Raw genomic sequence first — 21,526 nt, forward strand, 5'->3', positions numbered from 1 at the left:
AAATCCAAGGGCACATCTCCTTTGGGTTCAAACTTCAGCAAAGGCAGAAATGATTTCCTGTGTTGTCCGAACACGCCCGATGCGTGGAAAAATAAAATTTTTCACGTGATCGTGCTCGGCTTGAGAAAACCCGGTCATGGCATCGATCGCCAAAATCAGCTGATACCCATTCATAAACGCTTCCCGCGCGGTCGTATCCACGCCAAGCCCGGTAGCGATGCCGCATAAGACGATGGTGTCGATTCCCCGGCGACGCAACTGCAGGTCGAGCTCCGTTCCGTAAAAAGCTCCCCATTGCTTTTTAGTAATGATGTGGTCTGTTTCGGCGACCCGCATTTCCGGGACGATTTGATCGCTTGCTGTAGCCGGGAACTGAGAATGTAGTCTGCAACTGGCTCTTCATCCCCCATTTAAATAAGCCGCCAAGATACCCAGACGTTACCTTGCTCTACACCAACCTGGTAACAACCTTGTTTCCTTGATCGGCCAGTTACGGATTTACTTGCATTTTTATGGTAAAAATAGAAGGCTCAATTTTGATTTTTGTCCCAGTCCAAGAAAACAACTAATAACAATAAATGAAAAAAGCCGCAAAAGTCGCGGCTATTGTGAAATACACTGTCAATACAAAGTATTACCACGAATCTTATAGAATTCGGCAACAACCAGTGGCTGAAATACAGTTTATAATAGTATAGCTTCTTGCTCTAAACGCTTGCCCGTACACAACATCTCTCGAATTAATCCGTGAAACTAGGAATTATCCGTGTTTTCCAGTAGCTGCTCCAATTTGACTTGATAATCTGCAGTGAAGGTTTCTGCCCAATCCAAATGCTGATGGAAAGTAGTCTTATCCATACGATAGGGTCGTAGTTGTGGAAACACTGATTTTTGCAAATGCCGGAATATTTGGAACCCTCCCCAATCGATGTCGCCCCAAAACTGAACTTCAATCTGAAGACCATTTTTATCAAATTTATCTTGGATTTGCCGAAGAAAAAATCGTTTATCCGGTCCTGGAAAACCTCCAAGATAAACAACAATGATCTTCTTCTCTAACAAATTACCAATTCTCGATAACGATTGGATATATTCATGAAATACAGTTTTATTTCCAATGATAAGAATGCGTTCAGCCCTCAAATCTATCACGCGGCCTGCTTTCATTAATTGCGAGTGAACCGTCACACCAAAGAATAGTCGCTCCGGGAGAGATTCACCCATTTGTAATTCAATTCCGTACAAGGCTTGAAGTAACAATTTAGTTTGGACATAATCTTTACTTCAACTGAGATAAATTTGTCAATACTGACTACTAGATCAAAGTTGGAGGAATAAGCACATGGTGACCTGAAGCGGATTATTGTCAAAACAAGAATTACGTCAATTCGTAAAAGAGCATAATTTTCAATCGGCAGAAGATATTCAATGGACATTAAAGGAATTATTTGCAGATGTACTTCAAGAAGCATTAGAAGCCGAACTGGATACGCATCCCGGTTATGAGAAACATGATGTAAAAACAAACAAACGAGAAACAGCCGCGACGGCTACAACAGTAAGAAAACCGTAACCTCCGAATACGGTGATGTAGAATTTGAACCTGTAGTCGTGAAGAAAAATCAAACGAATGTGACCGGCATTGAGGAGCACATATGTATGCGAAGGGTATCAGTACACGGGACATTCAGGATCATTAGAATAAGTCAATATCTCCGAAATGCTGGCTGATTAATTCTCGGTACTGTCCGTTCTCTATGCGTAATTCGTCCAAAGCATCTTTATACGTACTTATAAGCTGTGTAAATGAGTAACCTTGGCTTGCAATTCCCGGTGCTCCTGGGCTACAATCTCAGGACTTGTAATCGTTGGTTCTCCTTCAGAGGCCGAGTCTAGGATTAATTGTATTTCCTCATTCAATTTGGTGAACCATTTTTCCAAATATTCCTTATAGGAACCCGTCCACAACATTCGCGAGCTTTTCAATCTGATTCGCGGGCGTTTTGCAATCATATCGTACACATCTGATTTTGAAAGACGCGATAATCGCCCCTTTTTGACATCATTTAAAAGCTTTCTTTTTACTTGTGCACATTCCCATGCCAAGTCGCTGCTACTGAAAGAAACCGGACGAGCCAATTTACTTTACCTCCCCACTTAAAATATAACAAAGCACTTCTGCATTAGTTGGATTAGGCTTCTCTTTAGACTGTTCACGAAAGTATGCCTTTGCTTTCTTAAAGAGCAATGAATGCAGTTTTTTCGCCTCATTTGGCGGCATTTTAAATTTAGTTTCCATAAGTAGCAGAACAGCCTCATCACACTATGGAGTGGAGAGGCCGCTTGTGGGGGAATAAATTCATTTCGTCTACAGCGGTTGATGTTGACGATTCCGTGTCCATCAATGGTGATGATGAGCATGCGCATCCGTCACATCGGCTTTGACGGTACATAAAATCGAGCTATCGTGAGCATGCCGTTCGGACGACATAACTTGTAAGGTCACGTGCCAGATTTCTTTGTGTTCCAGCATGTGTTTGATTTTTTTTAGAATCACTTCGGTTTCATAGATCGATTTTTCTCCGTTAACGACAACATGAGCAGTAAGAGCGTTCATGCTGCTTGTAATGGACCAAATGTGTACATCATGGACTCCCTTAACACCATCTATCCTTCGGATCGAATTGACAATTTCGTTCATATCAACATTTTCGGGCGTCCCTTCCATCAAAACATGCAAGGACGATTTTGTGACAAAGTAACCGCTACGTAAAACAAGTCCCGCGACAACGACACTAGCAAGCGGATCTGCCCAGCCCAAGCCAAAAAACATCATCATAAGAGCTGCGGCAATGGCGCCAACTGACCCCATCATATCACTGAGTACGTGCAAATAGGCACTGCGCATATTCAGGTTTTCCTTGGTGTCACTTCCACGCATCATAATCCACGCAACCAACAGATTTATAAGCAATCCGATGGTACTGATAATCAACATGCCAAATGTGGCTACTTCCGGAGGATTCATAAACCGCTCAATCGCCTCGTAAAAAATGTAAAGTGAAATGCCGATCAACGTAACACCGTTAAGGGCTGCAGCTAAAATTTCAAATCTCCTGTAGCCGTATGTTTTCCCTGTGTTTACAGCTTTGGAGCCAAATGTGAATGCAAGCAAAGCCACCCCTAAAGCGATGGAATCGGACAACATATGACCCGCATCGGAAAGCAGAGCCAAACTGTTGGTAATCACACCTCCAACCGCTTCGATAATCATATACACCGTAATAATGATGAATGAAATCAGGAGTACTTTTTTATTGTTGGTATGTACATGCTTATGGTTATTTCCATGGTCATGACCATGATTGTTTACGGACACCGTTATCCTCTCCTTAAACTAATTGAATGGTTTGTCATAATACCTTTCCACTGTTTCGATCGACTTTTCATTCCCTCTCTATACAGTTTGAAAGAAACGAATTGAATTTATATAAACATATGATCAACTGTTCATGTGTTTTGATTAGCCTTATTATATTTGTTCCCGATATAGGTGTCAACCCTCATTCTTGATTGAACAAAATCTAAGCCTAAGGTGGAAATTATATGGGACAAACACGCAGAAATATGCCGAACTGCATCGGAGCGGGGCAAGGTATCGCTCTCATAGGTAACCCCTTCAGATCTCGTTGGCAAGTTCTTTACCGTCACCAACCGAGGTAAAGAACTTTCAACGAAAATGACTGACTGAAGGTAAGAATATAAATAATCACTTTACAAATGAAAACTTTTATATCGCAAATAAAAGAAAAAATTATTCGCGAAGTACCAAAGATTGTGCAACCAAGCCTATACAAATAGAGTGGTTACAGTAAGTCAATTTACACTTAGCCTGATTATTTTCTGATTTTGCTGATGAAAAACGGATATTCAAGGAACACTTCGTATACAGTTTTTTGCACAATATGATACTTAGTATTACTTATGTATTCCTCTAACATTTCAACGGGTGTATATTTTAAACTTGCCATAAACATCAAATATCCCCCATGCTTGATTAAACTAAAACACGAATCTAAGCATTTTTTGAAGTCCCCTGTTTCATTAATAGCGGACCCAATTAGGGTTACAATATCAAAGGCTTCTTGAGGCAAATCGGAATCGAATATGCTCCTGCATAAAACTTTTGATGGATTCGGATGCTGCTCCCTCTGTTGTCTATACTCAAATATCTCGCAAATACTTTCGTCAATATCAATGCTGGTTAAACCACCTCTTCCCTTAAGCCAATATCCAAGGTAATCGTCCCAATCTCCAGTTCCGATACCAACATTACATACTTGGATTTCATCAAAAATATCGAATGTCTTCTTACGTAATCTCTTGTCACCAACTGTGTGTGAAGGCACTGTGGAGAAGAGTTCCATTCCCCCGCATTCGGACCTTTGAGTTCCAGATAATATTGCAGTAATTTCTCATCTTCCTTATTCATTGATAATGCCCCCATCATTAAGTTATGTTTGGTTTGTTCAATTCGATTAAATACAAACAAAAATTGCTCTTCCAACTTTATGCCTTTCTCACTTGATATTTTGCTTACAATGCATTCTTCACCCCATATATAGAAGGTATCGTCTTCAATCATAACCGTTTCTGCAAATTTCCTGCTTAAGCTTGGATTTTATAAGGTAGTTTTGATTGGAAACTTTGTGTCGATGTACATTGAACCAAACAGGATTAAGTATTCTGTCTCTGAAAATGGATCAAATAATTAAAAAAAGTTTGTGTCGCTGTGCGGCGACACAAACTAAATCCATAGAGATACAAATATCATTATTTAACTTTTCTTAATCATTCATCTTTATGTTTTAGTTTCACTTTAACATCATTAAAAAAAGCCGTTGTATTCCATACATTGAGACCAAAGTATCCTTCTTTATAAGTTTGATCTTTTGTGTCGATAACTAATTTATTGTTCAAATAAACCTTAGTGATATTGCCTTGCGCTTCTACTTTGAGATGATAATCTGTATTTGGCTGTAAATCCAGTTTTCCATCATTGTTATATGTCGCAATTTCATATCCGGTCCCATCAACCAATTTAATTAATTTTACAACATTATTTTATGTGTCTCTATTAAAGCAACTTCAAGAGTATTTCCTCGATTTCGGCAGGATTAGTTGCATTTTGAAAACGTTTAACGAATTTTTCTTCTTGAAACAAACTTGTTAAGTTCTTTAAAAATGAGATGTGCATCTTAGGATTTTTTACTACAAGTACCATCACAATTTCTGCGTTGACAGTTACATCAGATCCCCCCATATCCTCGAACTCTATGCTATTATCTAAAACTGCAACGGCAATAGCAGTTTCGTTAACGAATTCTTTATTTGTATGTGGAATTGCTATACCAATTGTCCCCATGTTGATTCCGGTCGGATATTCGATTTCACGTTGAAGCAAAGATTCTGTATATCCTTTTTTGGCATAATTTTTCTCTTCTATCTTTTTTCCAAAGCTTTTGATAAGCTCTTCCCTCGAATCGTAACGTGCGTGCAGTTGAATTAAATCCTGATCAAACACGAGTCCATTTATCGTTTTTGCGCTCATAATAATTACTCCCTTTTATAAAAATCGGAAAACATAGATATCTTTTTAATAATCCGTACCATATTTTTTGATGATACTATGGATATCCATTGCACTTTGGGCTTGAATGATAGCTTCACAATCATCTTTACTTTCAACAAGTTTCATTAACTGAACCAATGCCCTTAAGTGCTGTTGTTTATCGACAGCGGCTATGATAATAACGATGTTTATCGGCCTATTTCTTGCAAATTCAACGCCTTGCTCTAAACGGAGCAAGCTCATAGCTACTTCGTTTACCCCACTTTCGGGACTATCATGAGGAATTGCCACATTTGGGCTAATAATGATATACGGATCTTCCACATCGTAATGTTGGATCATAGCTTCTACATAAGAAGGTTGGATACTCCCTTGAAGCAGCAGCGGTAGCGCCCCTAATCGTATAGCCTCTTCCCAAGATGATACTGAAGGAAGCAATGTAATATTCTCCGGCGTTATCAGGTCATGCAAATTTGTCTTTTGTAATTCGGGTTGTGATTTGAAAGACAACGAGTGATGGCTTGTAAAGTAGTGTTGTAATTCCTTTGCAAGAAGTTGCCTGTTCTGAACGGTTGCATATTTCTCAACGATCTCCAGAATATTTTTCAAACTTAATTCAGATGGAGTGAATCCATGCAATAATTCCATCACTTGTTTTCGTAGAGAGATCTTTTCTTCCTTTTGTAATATTGGCTTGACTATAAATAGTCGTTTGTTCGTTTGCAGATATACGGAAGAAAAAACAATGTCATATTCCAAATCATACATCTTGAATTCTCTCACAGATAAGGAATCCAAAAAAATAAATTCAGGAAATAAATCATTCAAAGTAATTAGTAAAAGCTTAGAAACGGATACTCCGTTAGCACAAACCACTACTGCTTTTGTTTTACTCAGAATGCTGTCTCCTTGCTTTGTTAACCAACCGCCTATCAGCATCGTTAAATAAGTGCAATCACTATCTGGAATATCACAGCCAATGTAATCAGCTAAAGGTTTTGCTGACTTTTTTACAAGGTGGTGCAGTTCTATGAATTCACTATTAATTGTTTCTTGTAGTGGATTAGTAATAGTAAGTTTGTATTTAATGCGATAATATGCAGGTTTTATATGCAGCATGATCATATGCAACAACTGCTTTTTGTCTTGTAAGAGGATGCAGGACATTTTCTCGAATCGCTCCAGCATCTTTTTCAATGCCTGATTTAAATCTGATACAATGTCTTCCCCAAGGAGCTCAGATGAGGAAACATTCGTCGTAAGAATTTGCAGCGTTATGAATAATCTTTCCTCGGTCGGGATATGCACCAAATCCGATAGTAGTTCTTGAACCGCTTGGTACTCCTTGGTATCCGATAATTCTTCATAGCTAATATGAAAGGAATTTATTGTTTTCCCAAGTTTGATTCTTCGCAGCAAGATCAGTAGGATATGTGGCAAAGTCTTCATCTTATCATCTGTAAATTTCAAGCTCAGATGGCTTTCAATCTTTTCAAGACGTTCATGAATCTGTTGCACTTCTTTTTCAGTGATCTCTGCTAACTGTTGAACCCATTTTTCCCCATTGTACATGTGATGAATTTTGTTAACGACATCAATCAATAACTTTCTTTTTTGAAATTCAACACCCTCAATTGAGTAACCAGATAACCGGGAATAACGGATACTAAGATCATAAGGTTCGACTAATTCTTGTGCTGCTTTTAGATCATTTAGTATGGTATTCTTGCTTACGTAAATGGAACTGGTAAAATGAAATAAAGATAATTCTTCACTACGACTCAGTAGGATCAGAATAATAAGTTCTACTCGCTCTGCTTCAGAAAAAATATATTTTTTTGTCGAAGGCTTGTTTACTTCATTAAGCACAGCAGAGAAGAGAGTAGCATCAACAATAAAAACACCCTGTTTATTCCGTTCAATTTTTGGTAGGCGTTGGCCCTCTAACCAGTCATTGATTTTTTCAAGGCTGTAACTGATTTGCCTGCGGCTTAAACCATACTTATGTTCCAAGTTCTTACTCTTCACACTTGGATTTGATAACAATTCTTGCAGCAAGCTGCTGCTTCTATCATCAAGCTGCATGGCTCTCTCTCCTCCTTCCTTGTTAATAATAATATTGACAGCTCCAGAGGATTATATAAGAGGCTTCAAGTTTAGGTCGTATTCAAATTACTCAATTTAATCTTTGGTCTTGGAGGCGCTCTGTGAAGAATCGAAATTTTGTTTTGCTCAAATCAAACGTTTATTCCAAATTAGCATGTCTTAATTTCATGTCATCATAGGTTTCATTAAAATTAGCTACCCATTCCAAAACAATCGCATCATACAAGAGAAGACTTAATTGCTCAAATGCCGATCCCATTGGTTGAATAGAAGATTCCATTAAATCAGTATCCGTTTCTTTATTGTCAATATTAATTAAAAGCATGTAATCAGCTAGTTTCCCCAAAGTCGACTGCGAATTCGTTGTATTAAGAATTACCTTTGCTCCTGATTGCTTTGCTTTTTTTGCATTTACTATTAGACCAGCGGTTTCTCCTGAACCAGAACCAATAAATAAAATATCCTCTGCTTGAATGCTTGGAGTAGTAATATCACCAACAATATAAACCGTTTTACCTAAGTGCAACAGTCGATTAGCGAAAGCACGGATCGCTAAACCTGATCTCCCTGAACCAGCAAGGAAAATCCGCTTTGTATTATACAAGACTTGTAGAATTTGTTCACTTTCACCAACATTCATTAAGGAAATACTTCTTTCTAATTCTTTCATAATGACTTCCATTTGTTTAATTAATTTGTCCATAAGTTCACCTTCAGCTTTCTGGATACATGATTACCTTGCCGATAAGTTCTTTTCTTTCCATTAATCGTTCAAACATTTCTGAACCTTCTTCAAGCGGTATACGATGTGTAATCATTTTTTTAGTATTTAATCTGTTATTGTGCATAAAGTGAACAGTCGTTGCCCATTCCTTACCTGGGAATGGTGCGGATACACAACTCCATGATCCCCACACGGTTAACTCACTTCTTAGGATTTTTTCAAAATAAAATCTTTCCATCGCAACGTCTGCATAAGGGATACCTAGGAACACAACTCCGCCGCCTTTTTTGGCGTAACCAAACACAGTTGCTGCTGTATGGGGCGTTCCAGCTGCTTCAACTACAATATCTGCATTCATGCCATCCGTATATTCAGCGACCTTTGTCAGAACATCTTCATTCAGAGAATTTATCGTATAATCGGCGCCTAATTCCTTCGCAATTTGAAGTTTTTCATCATCAATATCAACCGCAATTACTTTTTTCGCGCCAAATATTTTTGCCCATTGAACAGCAAACAACCCAATGGTTCCCCCTGCTCCAACAATGACCACATCGTCGCCCACCGATAGATTGGTTCGATAATACCCATGTAAAACTACAGTAGAAGGTTCTACCATAGAAGCTGATTCGAAATCCAAATCATCAGGTACTTTAACTAAATTCTTCTCTGGGAGTTTAATGTATTCGGCGAATCCACCAGGTTCCTTAGCACCTATTGCATGCAATGAATTCGCTCTAGCTGGTTGACCTGCTCGATAATAATAATCATCTTCTTCAATTAGTGCTGGACATCCAGCAACATGGTCTCCAACTTTTAGATCTGTTACTTGATCGCCAACTTGTTCTACAACACCTGCAAATTCATGTCCCCATACCTGACCAGGTGTGACTGCACCCAATTTTTTATATCGAGAGATATCAGATCCACAAATGCCACATGCTTTTATTTTTACAATGACATCTTTTCCATCCAGTATTTGAGGTTTTTCCGCTCCTCCAAAACGTATGTCTCTGGCACCATACAGTTTTAATGATTTCATTTTCTCTCATCCTTTCTCTCTCCATGTTCTAGACTTTTCAAATTCTTCACATGTGCTTTGTTATTCGAAAATAAATATGATCCGATGACAACCAAAGATGCTCCAGCTTCGATACATTGACTAGCTATACTCTCATCTACTCCACCATCAACTTCGATCTGAATATCTCGTTGACCTATCATTACTTTCAGTTCTCTTATTCTATCAATCGTTTCTTCCATAAAAACTTGATTAGGTCTTCCTGGATTGATCGACATAACTAGAACATAGTCAATGATGTTTAGAAAAGGTTTCAATATAAAGGTGTCCGTCCCAGGATTAATGACGATCCCTGCTTTCCTTCCATGTTGCTTAATCTGATCAATGACAAAACGAATATGAGGAGTTGATTCATAGTGAACTGATATCATTTCTGCTCCAGTGTCCAATACACTCGCTATATGCTGCTCTGGGGCTGATACCATCATGTGAACATCTAATTTCATATTCACTTGTTTTTTTATATTTTTAATTTGTTCTGGTCCAAATGCGATATGAGGGACGAAGTTTCCGTCCATCATATCTACATGAAGTACTTGAAATCCTTCTTCATATAAAACATCGCATTCACTTTTTAAGTTCATTAAATCTGCTGCAAATATTGAAGGTAAAATCAGATTCATTATTTTTCCTCTTCTCTAGTCTTTATTTAACTAAAGTGCTTACCCAATAAATTAATAAGTTCCATATCTCAGAAAAAGTAACATCTGTCCCTAAACCTTTTAACTCGACACCTGCGCTGTTAAGCATCTGTGTTGCACCTGGTGCAACAAATCCTGCCAAATAAAATGTGATAATACAAAATACTACTGTCGACACAATAGAACGGAATAGATTTCCTTTACTTGTTAACGTACACATTACAGAAATATAGGTAACAGACATTAACAGTCCTATTGGAAAGAACTGAACTCCAGGTAAAATGAGTGCCAATAACATAACAATTGGAATAGAAACGACTGTAGTTGTAATAGTAGTCGGATCGCCTAAGCCTAGCGCAATATCCATCCCCACATTTAGATTGGAGTTATTCCCCATGCGTTTAATCATAAAGTCTTTTGCCGATTTCCCAATTGGAGATAGCCCGTCCATCATCACTCCAACAACTTTAGGCATTAATACCATAACTCCAGCTATCCCTGTGGCCATAGTCACTATCTCTGTAACAGGTCTTTTAGTAATTGCCCCTAAAACTAATCCAACAATAAATCCAATAATAACTGGGTCCCCGAGAACGCCTATTTTTTTATTAATTTTACTCAGAGAAAACTCCAATTTATTTAAACCAGGAATGAAATCAATGATTCTATTTACCAGCCAGGCAATCGGATAACCCCAAGCTGAATAAATAATAGTTGTGCAGGTTGTACCTTCTAAACCAAAGTATTCTTGCCATTTTGAAGCAATTAAATCACCAACGAATAGAGCAATAACAGACATCACCAATGTTACTACCAACCCTAACCAGAAACTGTCAAAAAGAAAGTAAGCCAAAGCTCCTGGAATTAGAAAATGCATGTAATTCCATATATCCACATTTAACGTTTTTGTCCATCTAAGTCGAACTAATACTAGATTAATAATTAAACCAAGAGGAATTGCTAATGCTGCAAAAGGAGGCACCCAAGATGCCGCCCCTACAGCTGGCCATCCAATATCTGCAATTGTAAATCCAGAACCGATTTTTGCATAATAATCAACTGCCGGTTTTAGGGAGGAATTGAGCAAGCCAACAACTAATGTTAAACCTAAGAAGCCTACCCCAACTAAAAGGCCTGATTTGATAGCGTTTCCAATTTTCATTCGAAAAACTAGACCTAATACGGTGATTATTATTGGTAAAATAGCTGTTGCTCCCATATCAGTAATAGATTTAATAATATTATGCACAGTATCCATTATGATCTACCACCTTAACTATTTTTTAAATCCAGCAGTTTTTCAGCCAATTGATTTTTCAATTTTTCTTCATTAAGCCCTGTTACAAATCCCATGATATTCATATATGGCTTTTCATCGGTTTTAAAATTATTAGTTGTCAGAACAATATCGACGTTGTCAATAATATTCGGTAATTCCGTCATACTCGTTTTAATGATATCGTAATGTTCAATTCCTGCTTCTTTTAATACCTCTTTCACTCCATCTGCTGCGATAGTAGAAGTTGCTACTCCGCTTCCACAAGCTACGGCGATTTTAATTTTTGAATTTGACATGTTAATTCCTCCTGGTATGTTAGTTTTCGAAGCTAGTTTTAAATCCATTTCCAATCCCAAAGGGTTGAAAAAATCCTCCTTGCAAATTGTTTTATATTTCCTTTTACTCAGCAGGATTAACTTCTTTCTTGCTGTGGATTCATAATAACATGATGAATTCAATTGTTGTATTCGTTTACATCCCACTTTATAGACAACAGGTTGTACAATATAGTGATGAAAAAAATGATTTTCCCTCGATATTTTTCAGGTTAAAATCCATCTATTCCAATGAATTCAATCGTATCAACGAGTTCCGGGTTGGGTACAACGGTAGACGAGGCTGAGCTGCAACATGTAGACGTGAGAGGTGATGAATTCTGGTACATGACGTCCTATGGAGAGGAACCCACATCTGCCACAACGGAGGAAATGACACTTAGCAGTGCAGATTTGGTATTGCCCGGGTTGATTCCATTTTGTCTCACTCGTATATATGACAGCTCCAGGTTTGCTGAACTACAGCTACATTTCTCCAATCCCCCCTCGAAACCAAGAATTTTATTAATTGTTAAGCCTATGTCAAATTACATCAATTCGATTGACGATCATTTTCGCAGGTTGTTAAAATGTGCTCGAAAAACCACTTGGAATCTGATGATGGTTGTTACTGTGGGTTAAAGACATCATTATTCAAAATCCACTCCTTGATCAATCTTATTCGATGTTTTTGATGCGAGGGTCAGTTAATATAGAGAATAGATATGAAGGTGCATTAAGATCACTAAGTGCTCCACGACCACTAACAGGCATTTTTCAGATCGACTTTAAGCATTCCTTTTTCTTAAACTAAATTACTTAAATTACTTTTACTTCAATCTGAAGTGGTCTGTTTCTTTCACTGCGGTTTTGTAGTAAAGCTTCTAGCGCTCCTGCAGATGGCAGTAGAAGAGCATTTGGGGCGGATCAGGGGCAATCGTCTCCCCACTGATGAAATTTAAAGTCTTACTCTGAAATTTCTGAGGTAAGCATAACGACATTTGCTATTTTACAAATGTATAGATAAATGTCTAATTGTTAATTGGATCATGTTTGTGTTCATTACGGCAATCGGGACAAGAACCTGTACCGATAAAACAAAAAAGCCGCTATAATAGTGACTTTCAATGGGACCATGTTCTTGTCTCCCGATTAGACTGGATGTTCTTATTCCGCGCGGCTTTTTGAATTGTCATACCGTCAGACTCCATAAAATAAGTTTTAGACTTACCCTAGAAATTGAAACAGCGACAGAAAATAAAGTCCTAGACTGTCGCTGTTTCATTGAACTAACGTTCCCAGTTAGTTCAAAAAACAATTTAACATGATAGCTCTTGTTATATATAAAGTAAATTCATCTTTCCGTTATCAGCTTACAGTTGGATAATAGCCTTAGATGGTAGATGACCAGTATTTTGATTTTCAGCCATAAGGAAAATTCCCTATCATCTTGTTTGGAAATGTTCAAGGCAACGCGGTCGGCCTAACCATAATTTCACTGATTAGGGTGTCATCAGGTTCATTAATGGCAAACGCGATGGCTCTAGCAATACTGTAAGGAGAAATCCCTATGCCGCTTATTTGATTGGCGATCGTCTGCACTTCCGGGCTGGTAATGCTGTCAAAAAGTTCGGTCTTCGTCAGACCAGGAGCAATCAAGGTAGATCTAATACGCGAAGTCGAAGACTCTTCCAAGCGCAGCCCTTCCGAGATGGCTCTAACTGCGAACTTGGTGGCCGCGTATACGGCATTTGTAGGGGACACATGATAACCGGCTGTAGAGGATAGGTTAATGATATTACCGGACTGCTGCTCCCGCATGGTAGGCAATACCGCTGCGATACCGTATAAAACGCCTTTGATGTTCACATCGATCATTTGATCCCACTCTTCTACTCTTAATTCATTCAGCCTGGAACTCGGCATGACCCCTGCATTGTTCACCAATACATCAATTCGGCCATACACACTTAAGGTAAACTTGGCCAAATTCTGCATATCTTCGGCAGAAACGACGTCTGCTTTTACAGAAACGGCCTCGCCGCCACCCTGTTTAATTTCATTAGCAATCGCATGCAGACGTTCCTCTCTTCTGGCTGCCAATACCACCTTTGCGCCATTTTGTGCCAACAACTTCGCTGTAGCTTCCCCTATTCCGCTGGAGGCTCCAGTTATAATCACCACTTTATCTCGTATATTTTCCATTGTTAAATGCTCCTTTACCCAAAATTTTTCTTGGTGACGTGTGTTGAATATTTAACGGTCGTTGATTAATATTATAGACAGAAGCCCCGATTACTCAATGGTTAATGGATGCGTATTTGTTTTATATACAACAACACCCTAAGAATTGTTGATTAACTGAAGGAGGTAACGAAAGGAATGGAAAACGCTGTTAAAACCGACCGACGCATTCTCCGAACCAAGCAGTCCATAACGAAGTCGTTTCTGGAGCTTTTTTCGGAAAAAGACTTTGAACAAATCACTATTAACGAGATAGCGGAGCGTGCCAATGTTAACCGCGGCACCGTTTATCTGCATTACAGTGACAAATACGACCTTTTGGATAAATGCATTGAAGATCACATCAACGAATTGATTTCGTTGTGCAAGAAACGGGAGGCCAATCCGCTTAGCCAAGGAATGGTACAAGAGCCCAAACCGGTTTTTGATTATTTGCGTGACAATTTCCAGTTTTTCTCTGCTATGTTTTCCAATCAAAGAGCCTTTCTATTCCGGGACCGATTGCTGAATTTCATCTCAGTCAATCTTATGAATAAAATGGAAAGTACTGACAATAAGCCCGTTATCGACAATGAGTTAAAAGCCCAATTCATGGCCTCTGCTTTTATTGGCATTGTGGAGTGGTGGGTACGTCATCAAATGCCGCATTCCACACAATTTATGGCCGATCAGGTTAGGAATTTATTTGAAAAGAATCAAGTTTATCCGAAGTAGCATTGAATGTATCTCAGAACTTTATCCTTTCGCTTTTACGCAAACGCTACCTAATGGGGTTCGGCAATTCTAGGCCACGGTTATGAAGTGTTCCCTTCTTTACATTAATTCCACTAACCTGCCCATAAGCGTAATGAAAAGATCAGCCGATCGTTTGGCCGGCTGCGCTAACCTGGTTAGCTTAATAAAAATGGAGCAGCTGCCAACTGGCAAAACTGCTCCATACTGTTGTACAACTAACGTTTCGCGTTAGTTGTATGGACTAATTACTGAGTGAATTTCATACTATCTTGACTAGCAACAAATCCAAGTCGTTTATTGAATCTGTAGCATCTTTACGGTGTGTATGGTTGTCAGTTAGATTATTTCGTAACCCATTGTTTTAGCCTCATTAATAGTATAACAAAATGGGGACTCTCCAATTCCTTTGCCATAATAATCCTGTCTACACGAACACCCTCAATTTAACCTCTGTACCTAATCTCGAAAACCTCGGAATAATTAATTGTAAGCTGAATACCACCAATAACTTCGTTGTTATTCGAAAGGAACGATTACAACATTAGCATCTGCTGTTCAATCTTTGCGAGCGCTTCAAGCTGGTATCTTTTTGTACTACCGTCCCGAGCAATCGAGCAAAACAAGAATTGAAATTAACGATGGTATCCCTCAAGTCTCTGCTGGCCGTTGATTATGCGGGCGCCAAGTCTTTTTCATTTTGTTATTCTCTAGGCATTTCGTTAAAGAAAGCTACATCATCAACTGCCAGCCTCACCGTCGGATGACCGGGCTTCGCCGCCTTGCCGATGGCGATCAGCATAATCGGAACGTAGCGTTCTGATATCCGGAACGCTTCCATGAACTTTTGTTTGTTGTAGCCGCCCATCGATACCGTGTCGTAGCCTTTAGCGCGGGCGACAAGCATGAGTTGCATCGATACTAGCCCGCCGTCGGTATAAACTTTTTCGCGGATGGCCTCGGGCGGCATGCTCGAATACATCCCGGTATAGCGTTCCACGAACGATTTAGCCGTCTCTGCAGGCATGTAACCCGCATCGACCGCCATTCCGTAGATTTTCTCGGCCGATTTATAACACTCCAAATCTCCGAGTAGCGCAATGACAGCCGAAGCCTCGACCACTTGCTGTTGAGTGAATGCGATCGGAAGCAGCTTCTGCTTCAGCTCCGGCGAGTCGATAACTAGAAAACGCCACGGCTGCAGGTTAGCGGCTGAAGGAGCGAGCGTGGCTTGCCGCAATATTTCGGTCAATTCCTCCCGCGAAATCTTGATCTCGGGATCATAGCTACGAACTGACCGGCGTTCTCCAATAACATCAAAAAAAAGTTGGTGCTCCATCGTTAGTGACGGTTGTGAAACCGACATGGTTCTCTCCTCCTTTTGGAAAAGCAGCATTCTGCATTTTGTTTCAATACAACATTAGTAGTTTGAACAACACTTGTTGTATTTATATGTTATAATACCAACCGAATGGTACGCAATCATCAATAACCATAAACCGTTGTATAGACAACACCATTTCTATAATGTCGTTTTATTAGGGGAGATCTTAACGATGACCATTAAAAAGAATGAAGCTGATCCTCGTGTGATACGTACACGGCGACTCCTTCAAGACGCTTTTGCTTCATTAATTCAAGAAAAAGACTTTGAATCGATAACCGTTAGGGATATTGCAGAGCGGGCTACTGTTAACAGAGCGACTTTTTATGCGCACTTTGTAGATAAATTCGAAATTCTTGAGGCCAAACTAATGGAATCATTTATGACAATCATAAATCGTAGAATAAACGGTCACGAAGTTCTAAATGAAGAAACAATTCAGAGTATTTTTCTGGGTGTGTGCGATTTTCACAAGGGTCTAAGCACGATGTGCAAAAGAAGGTATACATCGCTTGGACTTGTATTCGAAATTCAAATAAAGGAAAAAATTCAAACGATACTTCTTTCCTTTATAGACAAAGACAAGATGCCATCGAGTCCAAACGCGCACTTCTTAATAAATACAGCTTCTATCATGTTAAGTTGGGGGATGTATGGGGCTGCTTACGTTTGGAACAATGAGGGGTGCCCAATAAGTGCGGAATCATTTGTTAAACAGGCTATGCCCTTAATGATGAACGGAGCCAAAGAACTACTGGGATAGGTCTTGTCGCTATTGCTCTATCCTGCCCGTTCAGATGAAACCAAGCCTGTTGTGCCTGAAGAAAGCAAACGTTGGATTGTATAGTGGCTCATCTTGGAAGAAGGTTTCACCCGTATATTAATGGGCTTACTGAATTGAACATTTTCCTTTGGAACCCACCTGTATTCGCTCGTCTCATCAGAAATAGCCAACTCTCCACCCAGTTTTACACACGAAAATCAAACATGACCTTCGAATGAACATCAGTTTGTGTGTTGTGGTGAATAGTGGACTGTAAGTTATCTGTTTAGATCATCATCAAATCGGCAATCGGAACATGTTCTTGTCCTTGGCTCGGGACAAGAACTTGTACCGATAACATAAAAAAGCCGCTAAAATAGAAATTGCGACAGAAGATAACAGGCACGTATCTTATTGTAAAAATGTATAAAGTCTTCAATTCGTCTATGTGCTTCTCAATACTTCCGATGATGATCCTAAGATTATAGATCTTCCACTTTCGGCTGTGAACGATCAAGCCCGTGACTCAAGGGGTGCTCCTATCGTGAAATGGTACAATAACCCGAATTGGTTTGTTGGAAATGGGATAATATTCTTGTCAAAATCGGTGATGAGATAAAGTTCTTGTCATTTGGTTTTGACAAGAACTTTATCTCATAAAATAAAAAAGCCGCGATTTCCGCAGCAATTAATGAGATAATGTTTTTATCATCCGACACGTGATATTTGTCCGTTGATGTTCAGTGACAACAAGTTTACCCCATTTCTTATATGACTTCTGTTGGAATAAGCCTAAAGCATTTTTGAATATCATATTTCTGATACCATTTTCTTTGAAAGGGATAAACTTGTTGTCATTTTCCTTCTGAGGGGTAAACTTGTTGTCACATTCTCATGTTCATTCTCTTGTTTCAGTAAAATATATCATTACAAGTAGTTATAAAACTACTTTTGATTTCTTTCGAGGTTTACATTACTTATCCATATTATTCACTGCATTCTTCATCTCTTCATCAGTTAAATGAGTATAAATCATTGTTGTTTGAATGGATGAATGCCCTAATTGATTTTTTAATCTAGGTACATCATTATTCTCCAGGTGATAACGCGTTGCAAATGAATGTCTCAGAGAATGCACGGTTAAAGCTGGTTTTCCAAAAGCTGTAGCATATTTTTCGATCAGTTTCTCTATGGATCGCTGAGTTAAGCGTCTGCTTTTTCCTTTACGACCTATGGGAGCTGCAATAAACAAAAAAGGTTCGTTTTTTTCTGGGATATATCTAGATTCTCTGATCTGCAGATAATTTTCTAAATCCAGTAACGCTTGCTGAAATATACATATTGTTCTTTATTACCTTTGCGTATAACACGCACTAAAGCTTTATTTATATCCAGATCTTCAATGTTAATACCTGCTACCTCAGAGAGCCTAAGACCAGATCCTAAAATGAGGGAAACAATGGCTGTATCCCGTTCACGATTAAACTGATGGAAATTGATAATACGTTTATTCTCTTTATTGATTTCTCCGAAATCATGAGATATAAACTGCCTAAATGACTCAAAATCGTCTTCCCTGAGAATTTTCCCATCCATACGATTGGCAATGGTTTCTTGGCTTTCTTTAACTACATTTAAATCCATTTTGGCCATAACATTGCGCTGGATATATGGCTTTAGGTCACTTGTCTCAGCTTTATTCTGTAAGTAATCAAATCTAGCGAAGAGATCTTGATTCGATAAACCACGGGTGTTCGTCGCTTGTGTGATTGATCAACAAATCCATGATTCCTTTCATACCTCGACTATGAAAGGAATCATTCCCTTTATATCACCAATGCCATCCCCATTGGAGTCCATAAAGCTTCTCGGATAAATTTGATAAGCCACAGCTTCTTTCCACCATGCCCTTTTCATATTGCTTGATCCTTCTTCCCTTATTCTAAATTCAATTCATAAATATTTTTCAACCAGTTAAGATCAGAAATTTATTGATCATACACTTTTGTACGATATTCATTTTCATTTATTGAGTGTATCGATAAGGTACATCCTCGCTTCATAAGGGCGCATTTCTACTTCAGACATGTTATTTGGATAATTGGATATTAGCAGCTGTTTAGTCTCTGCCAGCTCTTTCTGAAGTGGGAGATGGGTTGTGTATTTTTGAAAATTACATACTACAAGTAGTTTGGTTCCTTTCAGCGTTCGAGTGTATGCGAACAAATCTTTATTCTCGGGATACATCAGCTCATAATCCCCATATATGATCACTTCATGATCTTTCCTTAATCGGATTAGTTTCCGATAATAATGGAATATGGATTCAGGGTTATTTAAACTTTCTTGTGCATGGATATCCTTATAATTCGGGTTTACTTTAATCCAAGGGTTCCCTAATGTAAAACCAGCGTTGTCGGAAGCGTCCCACTGCATTGGTGTTCGAGCGTTATCACGCCCCTTTGCAAAGACTGACTCCATAACTTTATCTTCAGGGTATCCTTTCTCAATTCTATCTTTGTAGAAATTTAGTAACTCAATATCCCGATAGTCTTCAATTGGATATTGAACATTCGTCATTCCTAATTCTTCCCCCTGATAAATGTATGGTGTGCCTCGCATGCCATGAAGAAGGGTTGCCAACATTTTAGCCGATTCTATCCTGTATTCTCCGTCATCTCCCCAACGAGAAACGATTCGGGGTAAGTCGTGATTATTCCAAAACAAACTGTTCCAGGCATCCCCCTTCAGCTCTGTCTGCCATTTAGATAACACTTTTTTTAATTCTTGAAAATCTAGAGGCTTAAGATCCCACTTCCCTTTCCCCTCTTGTTCGTCCAAACTAATATGTTCAAATTGAAATACCATTGAAAACTCACTGCCGTCCGGGTTGCTATACAATTTGGCGATCTCTGGCGTAGCGCCCCATGTTTCTCCAACCGTCAGCAGGTCTCCTGCTTTTTGAAACGTCTCCTTGCTGAGTTCCCTGATATACTTATGCAGATTCGGCCCGTTGCTGGTAATTTTCAAATCTGGCTCTTTTCCGATTAAGTCAATTACGTCAAGCCGAAAACCGCCTACACCCTTGCTTATCCACCAATTGATCATTTCGTAAATCTCTTGTCGGACTTTTGGGTTTTCCCAGTTGAGATCCGGCTGTTTTACAGAAAAAAGATGTAAATAATATTGTCCTATCTCGGGTACCCATTCCCAAGCTGAACCACCAAAGATGGAACCCAAGTCGTTTGGTGGCATTCCTTCAACGCCATCTCTCCAGACATAATAGTCATGGTACGGATTTTCTTTACTTTTTTTTGCTTCTTGAAACCATGGGTGCTCATCGGAAGTATGGTTCAACACCAAATCCATTATGATTCGAATGTCACGTTTCCCAGCTTCATGAATTAACATCCCCATATCATCCAAAGACCCGAACATCGGATCAATATCCCGATAGTCCGAAATATCATAACCGAAATCATCCTGAGGGGATTTACAAACTGGTGATAGCCAAATCGCACCGACACCGAGTTGCTGCAAATAGTCCAGACGGGAAACAATTCCTTTCAAATCGCCGATTCCATCACCATTACTATCTTGAAAGCTCCGTGGATATATCTGGTATACAACGATTTCTTTCCACCAATTTTTATTTTCCATTGTTCATTACAACCTTTCCAATAGACGCATAATGTTTTTATCTTAATCAAGTCGCATCATACAATTACTCTTTTACCGATCCTACAACAATTCCAGTCACAAAATATTTTTGAAGCAGCGGATAAATCAGCAGTAGCGGGATGACAGCGACTACGATTTTGGCAGCATTTAGATTTTTGTTTGATATTTCAGTCAGGTTGCTGAGTTGTGCTGAGTTGGTGCCGGATTGAAGAAGTTCGGCAATATTCACGTTAAGGGACTGAATATAAGTCATTAGCGGATAATTGCTGACTTGGGTCATATAGATCAAACCGCTAAAAAAATCATTCCACGTTCCCACGATACTGAATAGTGCTACCGTCGCCAGCGCAGGGATGGACACGGGAACATACACTTTGAACAGAACCTGGAGCGGATTCGCCCCATCGATGAATGCTGCTTCTTCTAGCGCCTTAGGTACAGCAGAGAAGAAGTTCATGACAAGGATGACACTGAATATAGGGACAGCTCCCGGTAGAACAAGCGACCAAATTGTATTAAGCATATCGAGGTTTTTGATCAGTAGATAACTCGGGATCATCCCGCCGCTGAACAACATGGCAAAAATCATAACATTCATATAAATGTTTCTGCCCCTAAATTCCCTTTTCGACTTGGAGAGCGGGTATGCCATTAAAATAATAAGAATCATGTTGAGAATAAGTGTGAGCACAACACGTAGAACAGATATGCCAAAGGAACGCCAGAACTGAGCATCATCGATAATTTTCGTATACGCTGCTGTTGTAAAATTGACCGGTACGAGACCTACAGCATTAGCTGACACGGCCTCGCTGCTGCTGAATGAAATCGCAACGATATTCCATAACGGAAGAAGGCAGATCAATGCCAGCAATATGACGATGGCATTGATGACAAACCGGCCAATTCGATCTTTTAGGCTTACAGAATATGACATAGGCTTTG

At 39.2% G+C, this 21,526-nt stretch carries 19 protein-coding genes and 4 pseudogenes; 3 read left to right on the forward strand and 20 right to left on the reverse strand.

Annotated elements, in window-relative coordinates; translation table 11 throughout:
• Positions 1-27 precede the first annotated feature (27 nt).
• Positions 28-381 (reverse strand): annotated as a pseudogene (locus NLX82_RS00030) (isochorismatase family protein); the annotation flags it as partial.
• A gap of 372 nt (positions 382-753) precedes the next feature.
• The gene (locus NLX82_RS00035) at positions 754-1,224 is read right to left on the reverse strand and encodes a Wadjet anti-phage system protein JetD domain-containing protein (protein ID WP_023988778.1); all 471 of its coding nucleotides are present in this window, start codon (positions 1,222-1,224) and stop codon (positions 754-756) included.
• A 139-nt stretch (positions 1,225-1,363) separates the two neighbouring features.
• On the opposite strand from NLX82_RS00035, the pseudogene NLX82_RS00040 reads away from it, so the two are divergent.
• A pseudogene (locus NLX82_RS00040) lies at positions 1,364-1,697 on the forward strand (transposase); the annotation flags it as partial.
• A 94-nt stretch (positions 1,698-1,791) separates the two neighbouring features.
• On the opposite strand, the gene NLX82_RS00045 reads toward NLX82_RS00040, so the two are convergent.
• The 13 genes from NLX82_RS00045 to NLX82_RS00105 form a co-directional block, all read right to left on the reverse strand.
• Positions 1,792-2,139, reverse strand: a complete 348-nt coding sequence (locus NLX82_RS00045) for a hypothetical protein (RefSeq protein ID WP_028541583.1) — start codon at positions 2,137-2,139, stop codon at positions 1,792-1,794.
• A gap of 262 nt (positions 2,140-2,401) precedes the next feature.
• Entirely contained in the window at positions 2,402-3,379 is a 978-nt protein-coding gene (locus tag NLX82_RS00050; protein ID WP_254347384.1) for a cation diffusion facilitator family transporter, read from the reverse strand.
• Between the two features lie 517 nt (positions 3,380-3,896).
• The gene (locus NLX82_RS00055; RefSeq protein ID WP_231118765.1) at positions 3,897-4,358 is read right to left on the reverse strand and encodes a class I SAM-dependent methyltransferase; all 462 of its coding nucleotides are present in this window, start codon (positions 4,356-4,358) and stop codon (positions 3,897-3,899) included.
• A complete protein-coding gene (locus NLX82_RS27680; RefSeq protein WP_226887820.1) occupies positions 4,265-4,492 on the reverse strand; it encodes a hypothetical protein in 228 nt (75 codons plus the stop codon). Before NLX82_RS27680 ends, NLX82_RS00055 begins: the two co-directional genes overlap by 94 nt.
• Positions 4,493-4,851: 359 nt before the next feature.
• Positions 4,852-5,100: a DUF6250 domain-containing protein gene (locus NLX82_RS00065; protein WP_028541584.1), complete on the reverse strand. Its 249-nt coding sequence runs from the start codon at positions 5,098-5,100 to the stop codon at positions 4,852-4,854.
• A 37-nt stretch (positions 5,101-5,137) separates the two neighbouring features.
• Positions 5,138-5,611, reverse strand: a complete 474-nt coding sequence (locus NLX82_RS00070) for a PTS sugar transporter subunit IIA (protein WP_023988785.1) — start codon at positions 5,609-5,611, stop codon at positions 5,138-5,140.
• 45 nt (positions 5,612-5,656) lie between these two features.
• Entirely contained in the window at positions 5,657-7,717 is a 2,061-nt protein-coding gene (locus NLX82_RS00075; RefSeq protein WP_254347385.1) for a BglG family transcription antiterminator, read from the reverse strand.
• Between the two features lie 160 nt (positions 7,718-7,877).
• Positions 7,878-8,441, reverse strand: coding sequence for a 6-phospho-3-hexuloisomerase (hxlB, locus tag NLX82_RS00080; RefSeq protein ID WP_048481506.1), 564 nt, complete (start codon positions 8,439-8,441; stop codon positions 7,878-7,880).
• Positions 8,442-8,451: 10 nt separating this feature from the next.
• Positions 8,452-9,504, reverse strand: coding sequence for a galactitol-1-phosphate 5-dehydrogenase (locus NLX82_RS00085; protein WP_023988788.1), 1,053 nt, complete (start codon positions 9,502-9,504; stop codon positions 8,452-8,454).
• Positions 9,501-10,166 carry a ribulose-phosphate 3-epimerase gene (gene rpe, locus NLX82_RS00090; protein ID WP_023988789.1) on the reverse strand — a complete coding sequence of 222 codons (666 nt, stop codon included), beginning with the start codon at positions 10,164-10,166 and terminating at the stop codon, positions 9,501-9,503. Before rpe ends, NLX82_RS00085 begins: the two co-directional genes overlap by 4 nt.
• 22 nt (positions 10,167-10,188) lie before the next feature.
• Positions 10,189-11,442: a PTS transporter subunit IIC gene (locus tag NLX82_RS00095; RefSeq protein WP_023988790.1), complete on the reverse strand. Its 1,254-nt coding sequence runs from the start codon at positions 11,440-11,442 to the stop codon at positions 10,189-10,191.
• Between the two features lie 14 nt (positions 11,443-11,456).
• Complete coding sequence (locus NLX82_RS00100; RefSeq protein WP_034095039.1) at positions 11,457-11,759, reverse strand: PTS sugar transporter subunit IIB; 303 nt, start codon at positions 11,757-11,759, stop codon at positions 11,457-11,459.
• Positions 11,760-13,241: 1,482 nt separating this feature from the next.
• The gene (locus tag NLX82_RS00105; RefSeq protein WP_075154225.1) at positions 13,242-13,982 is read right to left on the reverse strand and encodes an SDR family oxidoreductase; all 741 of its coding nucleotides are present in this window, start codon (positions 13,980-13,982) and stop codon (positions 13,242-13,244) included.
• Positions 13,983-14,159: 177 nt separating this feature from the next.
• Here NLX82_RS00105 and NLX82_RS00110 point away from each other — a divergent pair, with 177 nt between their 5' ends.
• Positions 14,160-14,735 carry a TetR/AcrR family transcriptional regulator gene (locus tag NLX82_RS00110; RefSeq protein ID WP_068939620.1) on the forward strand — a complete coding sequence of 192 codons (576 nt, stop codon included), beginning with the start codon at positions 14,160-14,162 and terminating at the stop codon, positions 14,733-14,735.
• Positions 14,736-15,456: 721 nt separating this feature from the next.
• On the opposite strand, the gene NLX82_RS00115 is transcribed toward NLX82_RS00110, so the two are convergent.
• A complete protein-coding gene (locus NLX82_RS00115) occupies positions 15,457-16,119 on the reverse strand; it encodes a nitroreductase family protein (RefSeq protein WP_023988794.1) in 663 nt (220 codons plus the stop codon).
• 190 nt (positions 16,120-16,309) lie between these two features.
• Between NLX82_RS00115 and NLX82_RS00120 the strand changes: the two genes are divergently transcribed.
• Positions 16,310-16,900: a TetR/AcrR family transcriptional regulator gene (locus NLX82_RS00120; RefSeq protein ID WP_023988795.1), complete on the forward strand. Its 591-nt coding sequence runs from the start codon at positions 16,310-16,312 to the stop codon at positions 16,898-16,900.
• Positions 16,901-17,873: 973 nt separating this feature from the next.
• On the opposite strand, the pseudogene xerS reads toward NLX82_RS00120, so the two are convergent.
• The 4 genes and pseudogenes from xerS to NLX82_RS00140 all read right to left on the reverse strand — a co-directional run.
• Positions 17,874-18,619 (reverse strand): annotated as a pseudogene (gene xerS, locus NLX82_RS00125) (tyrosine recombinase XerS); the annotation flags it as partial.
• A 7-nt stretch (positions 18,620-18,626) separates the two neighbouring features.
• Positions 18,627-18,817: pseudogene (locus NLX82_RS00130) on the reverse strand (alpha-amylase family glycosyl hydrolase); the annotation flags it as partial.
• Between the two features lie 105 nt (positions 18,818-18,922).
• Entirely contained in the window at positions 18,923-20,560 is a 1,638-nt protein-coding gene (locus NLX82_RS00135; RefSeq protein WP_254347386.1) for a glycoside hydrolase family 13 protein, read from the reverse strand.
• Positions 20,561-20,624: 64 nt separating this feature from the next.
• Positions 20,625-21,518 carry a carbohydrate ABC transporter permease gene (locus NLX82_RS00140; RefSeq protein ID WP_023988798.1) on the reverse strand — a complete coding sequence of 298 codons (894 nt, stop codon included), beginning with the start codon at positions 21,516-21,518 and terminating at the stop codon, positions 20,625-20,627.
• Positions 21,519-21,526 lie beyond the last annotated feature (8 nt).

It is taken from the genome of Paenibacillus sp. A3M_27_13 (assembly GCF_024213315.1).
Classification (GTDB): Bacteria; Bacillota; Bacilli; order Paenibacillales; family Paenibacillaceae; genus Paenibacillus; species Paenibacillus polymyxa_B.

Bases quoted from the DNA above. Each gene is read 5' to 3' on its own strand.
- NLX82_RS00035 (WP_023988778.1), bottom strand. From the start codon at position 1,224: ATGGGTGAATCTCTCCCGGAGCGACTATTCTTTGGTGTGACGGTTCAC.
- NLX82_RS27680 (WP_226887820.1), bottom strand. From the start codon at position 4,492: ATGAATAAGGAAGATGAGAAATTACTGCAATATTATCTGGAACTCAAA.
- NLX82_RS00070 (WP_023988785.1), bottom strand. From the start codon at position 5,611: ATGAGCGCAAAAACGATAAATGGACTCGTGTTTGATCAGGATTTAATT.
- NLX82_RS00075 (WP_254347385.1), bottom strand. From the start codon at position 7,717: ATGCAGCTTGATGATAGAAGCAGCAGCTTGCTGCAAGAATTGTTATCA.
- hxlB (WP_048481506.1), bottom strand. From the start codon at position 8,441: ATGGACAAATTAATTAAACAAATGGAAGTCATTATGAAAGAATTAGAA.
- NLX82_RS00085 (WP_023988788.1), bottom strand. From the start codon at position 9,504: ATGAAATCATTAAAACTGTATGGTGCCAGAGACATACGTTTTGGAGGA.
- rpe (WP_023988789.1), bottom strand. From the start codon at position 10,166: ATGAATCTGATTTTACCTTCAATATTTGCAGCAGATTTAATGAACTTA.
- NLX82_RS00095 (WP_023988790.1), bottom strand. From the start codon at position 11,442: ATGGATACTGTGCATAATATTATTAAATCTATTACTGATATGGGAGCA.
- NLX82_RS00100 (WP_034095039.1), bottom strand. From the start codon at position 11,759: ATGTCAAATTCAAAAATTAAAATCGCCGTAGCTTGTGGAAGCGGAGTA.
- NLX82_RS00105 (WP_075154225.1), bottom strand. From the start codon at position 13,982: ATGGAAAATATACGAGATAAAGTGGTGATTATAACTGGAGCCTCCAGC.
- NLX82_RS00110 (WP_068939620.1), top strand. From the start codon at position 14,160: ATGGAAAACGCTGTTAAAACCGACCGACGCATTCTCCGAACCAAGCAG.
- NLX82_RS00115 (WP_023988794.1), bottom strand. From the start codon at position 16,119: ATGTCGGTTTCACAACCGTCACTAACGATGGAGCACCAACTTTTTTTT.
- NLX82_RS00120 (WP_023988795.1), top strand. From the start codon at position 16,310: ATGACCATTAAAAAGAATGAAGCTGATCCTCGTGTGATACGTACACGG.
- NLX82_RS00135 (WP_254347386.1), bottom strand. From the start codon at position 20,560: ATGGAAAATAAAAATTGGTGGAAAGAAATCGTTGTATACCAGATATAT.
- NLX82_RS00140 (WP_023988798.1), bottom strand. From the start codon at position 21,518: ATGTCATATTCTGTAAGCCTAAAAGATCGAATTGGCCGGTTTGTCATC.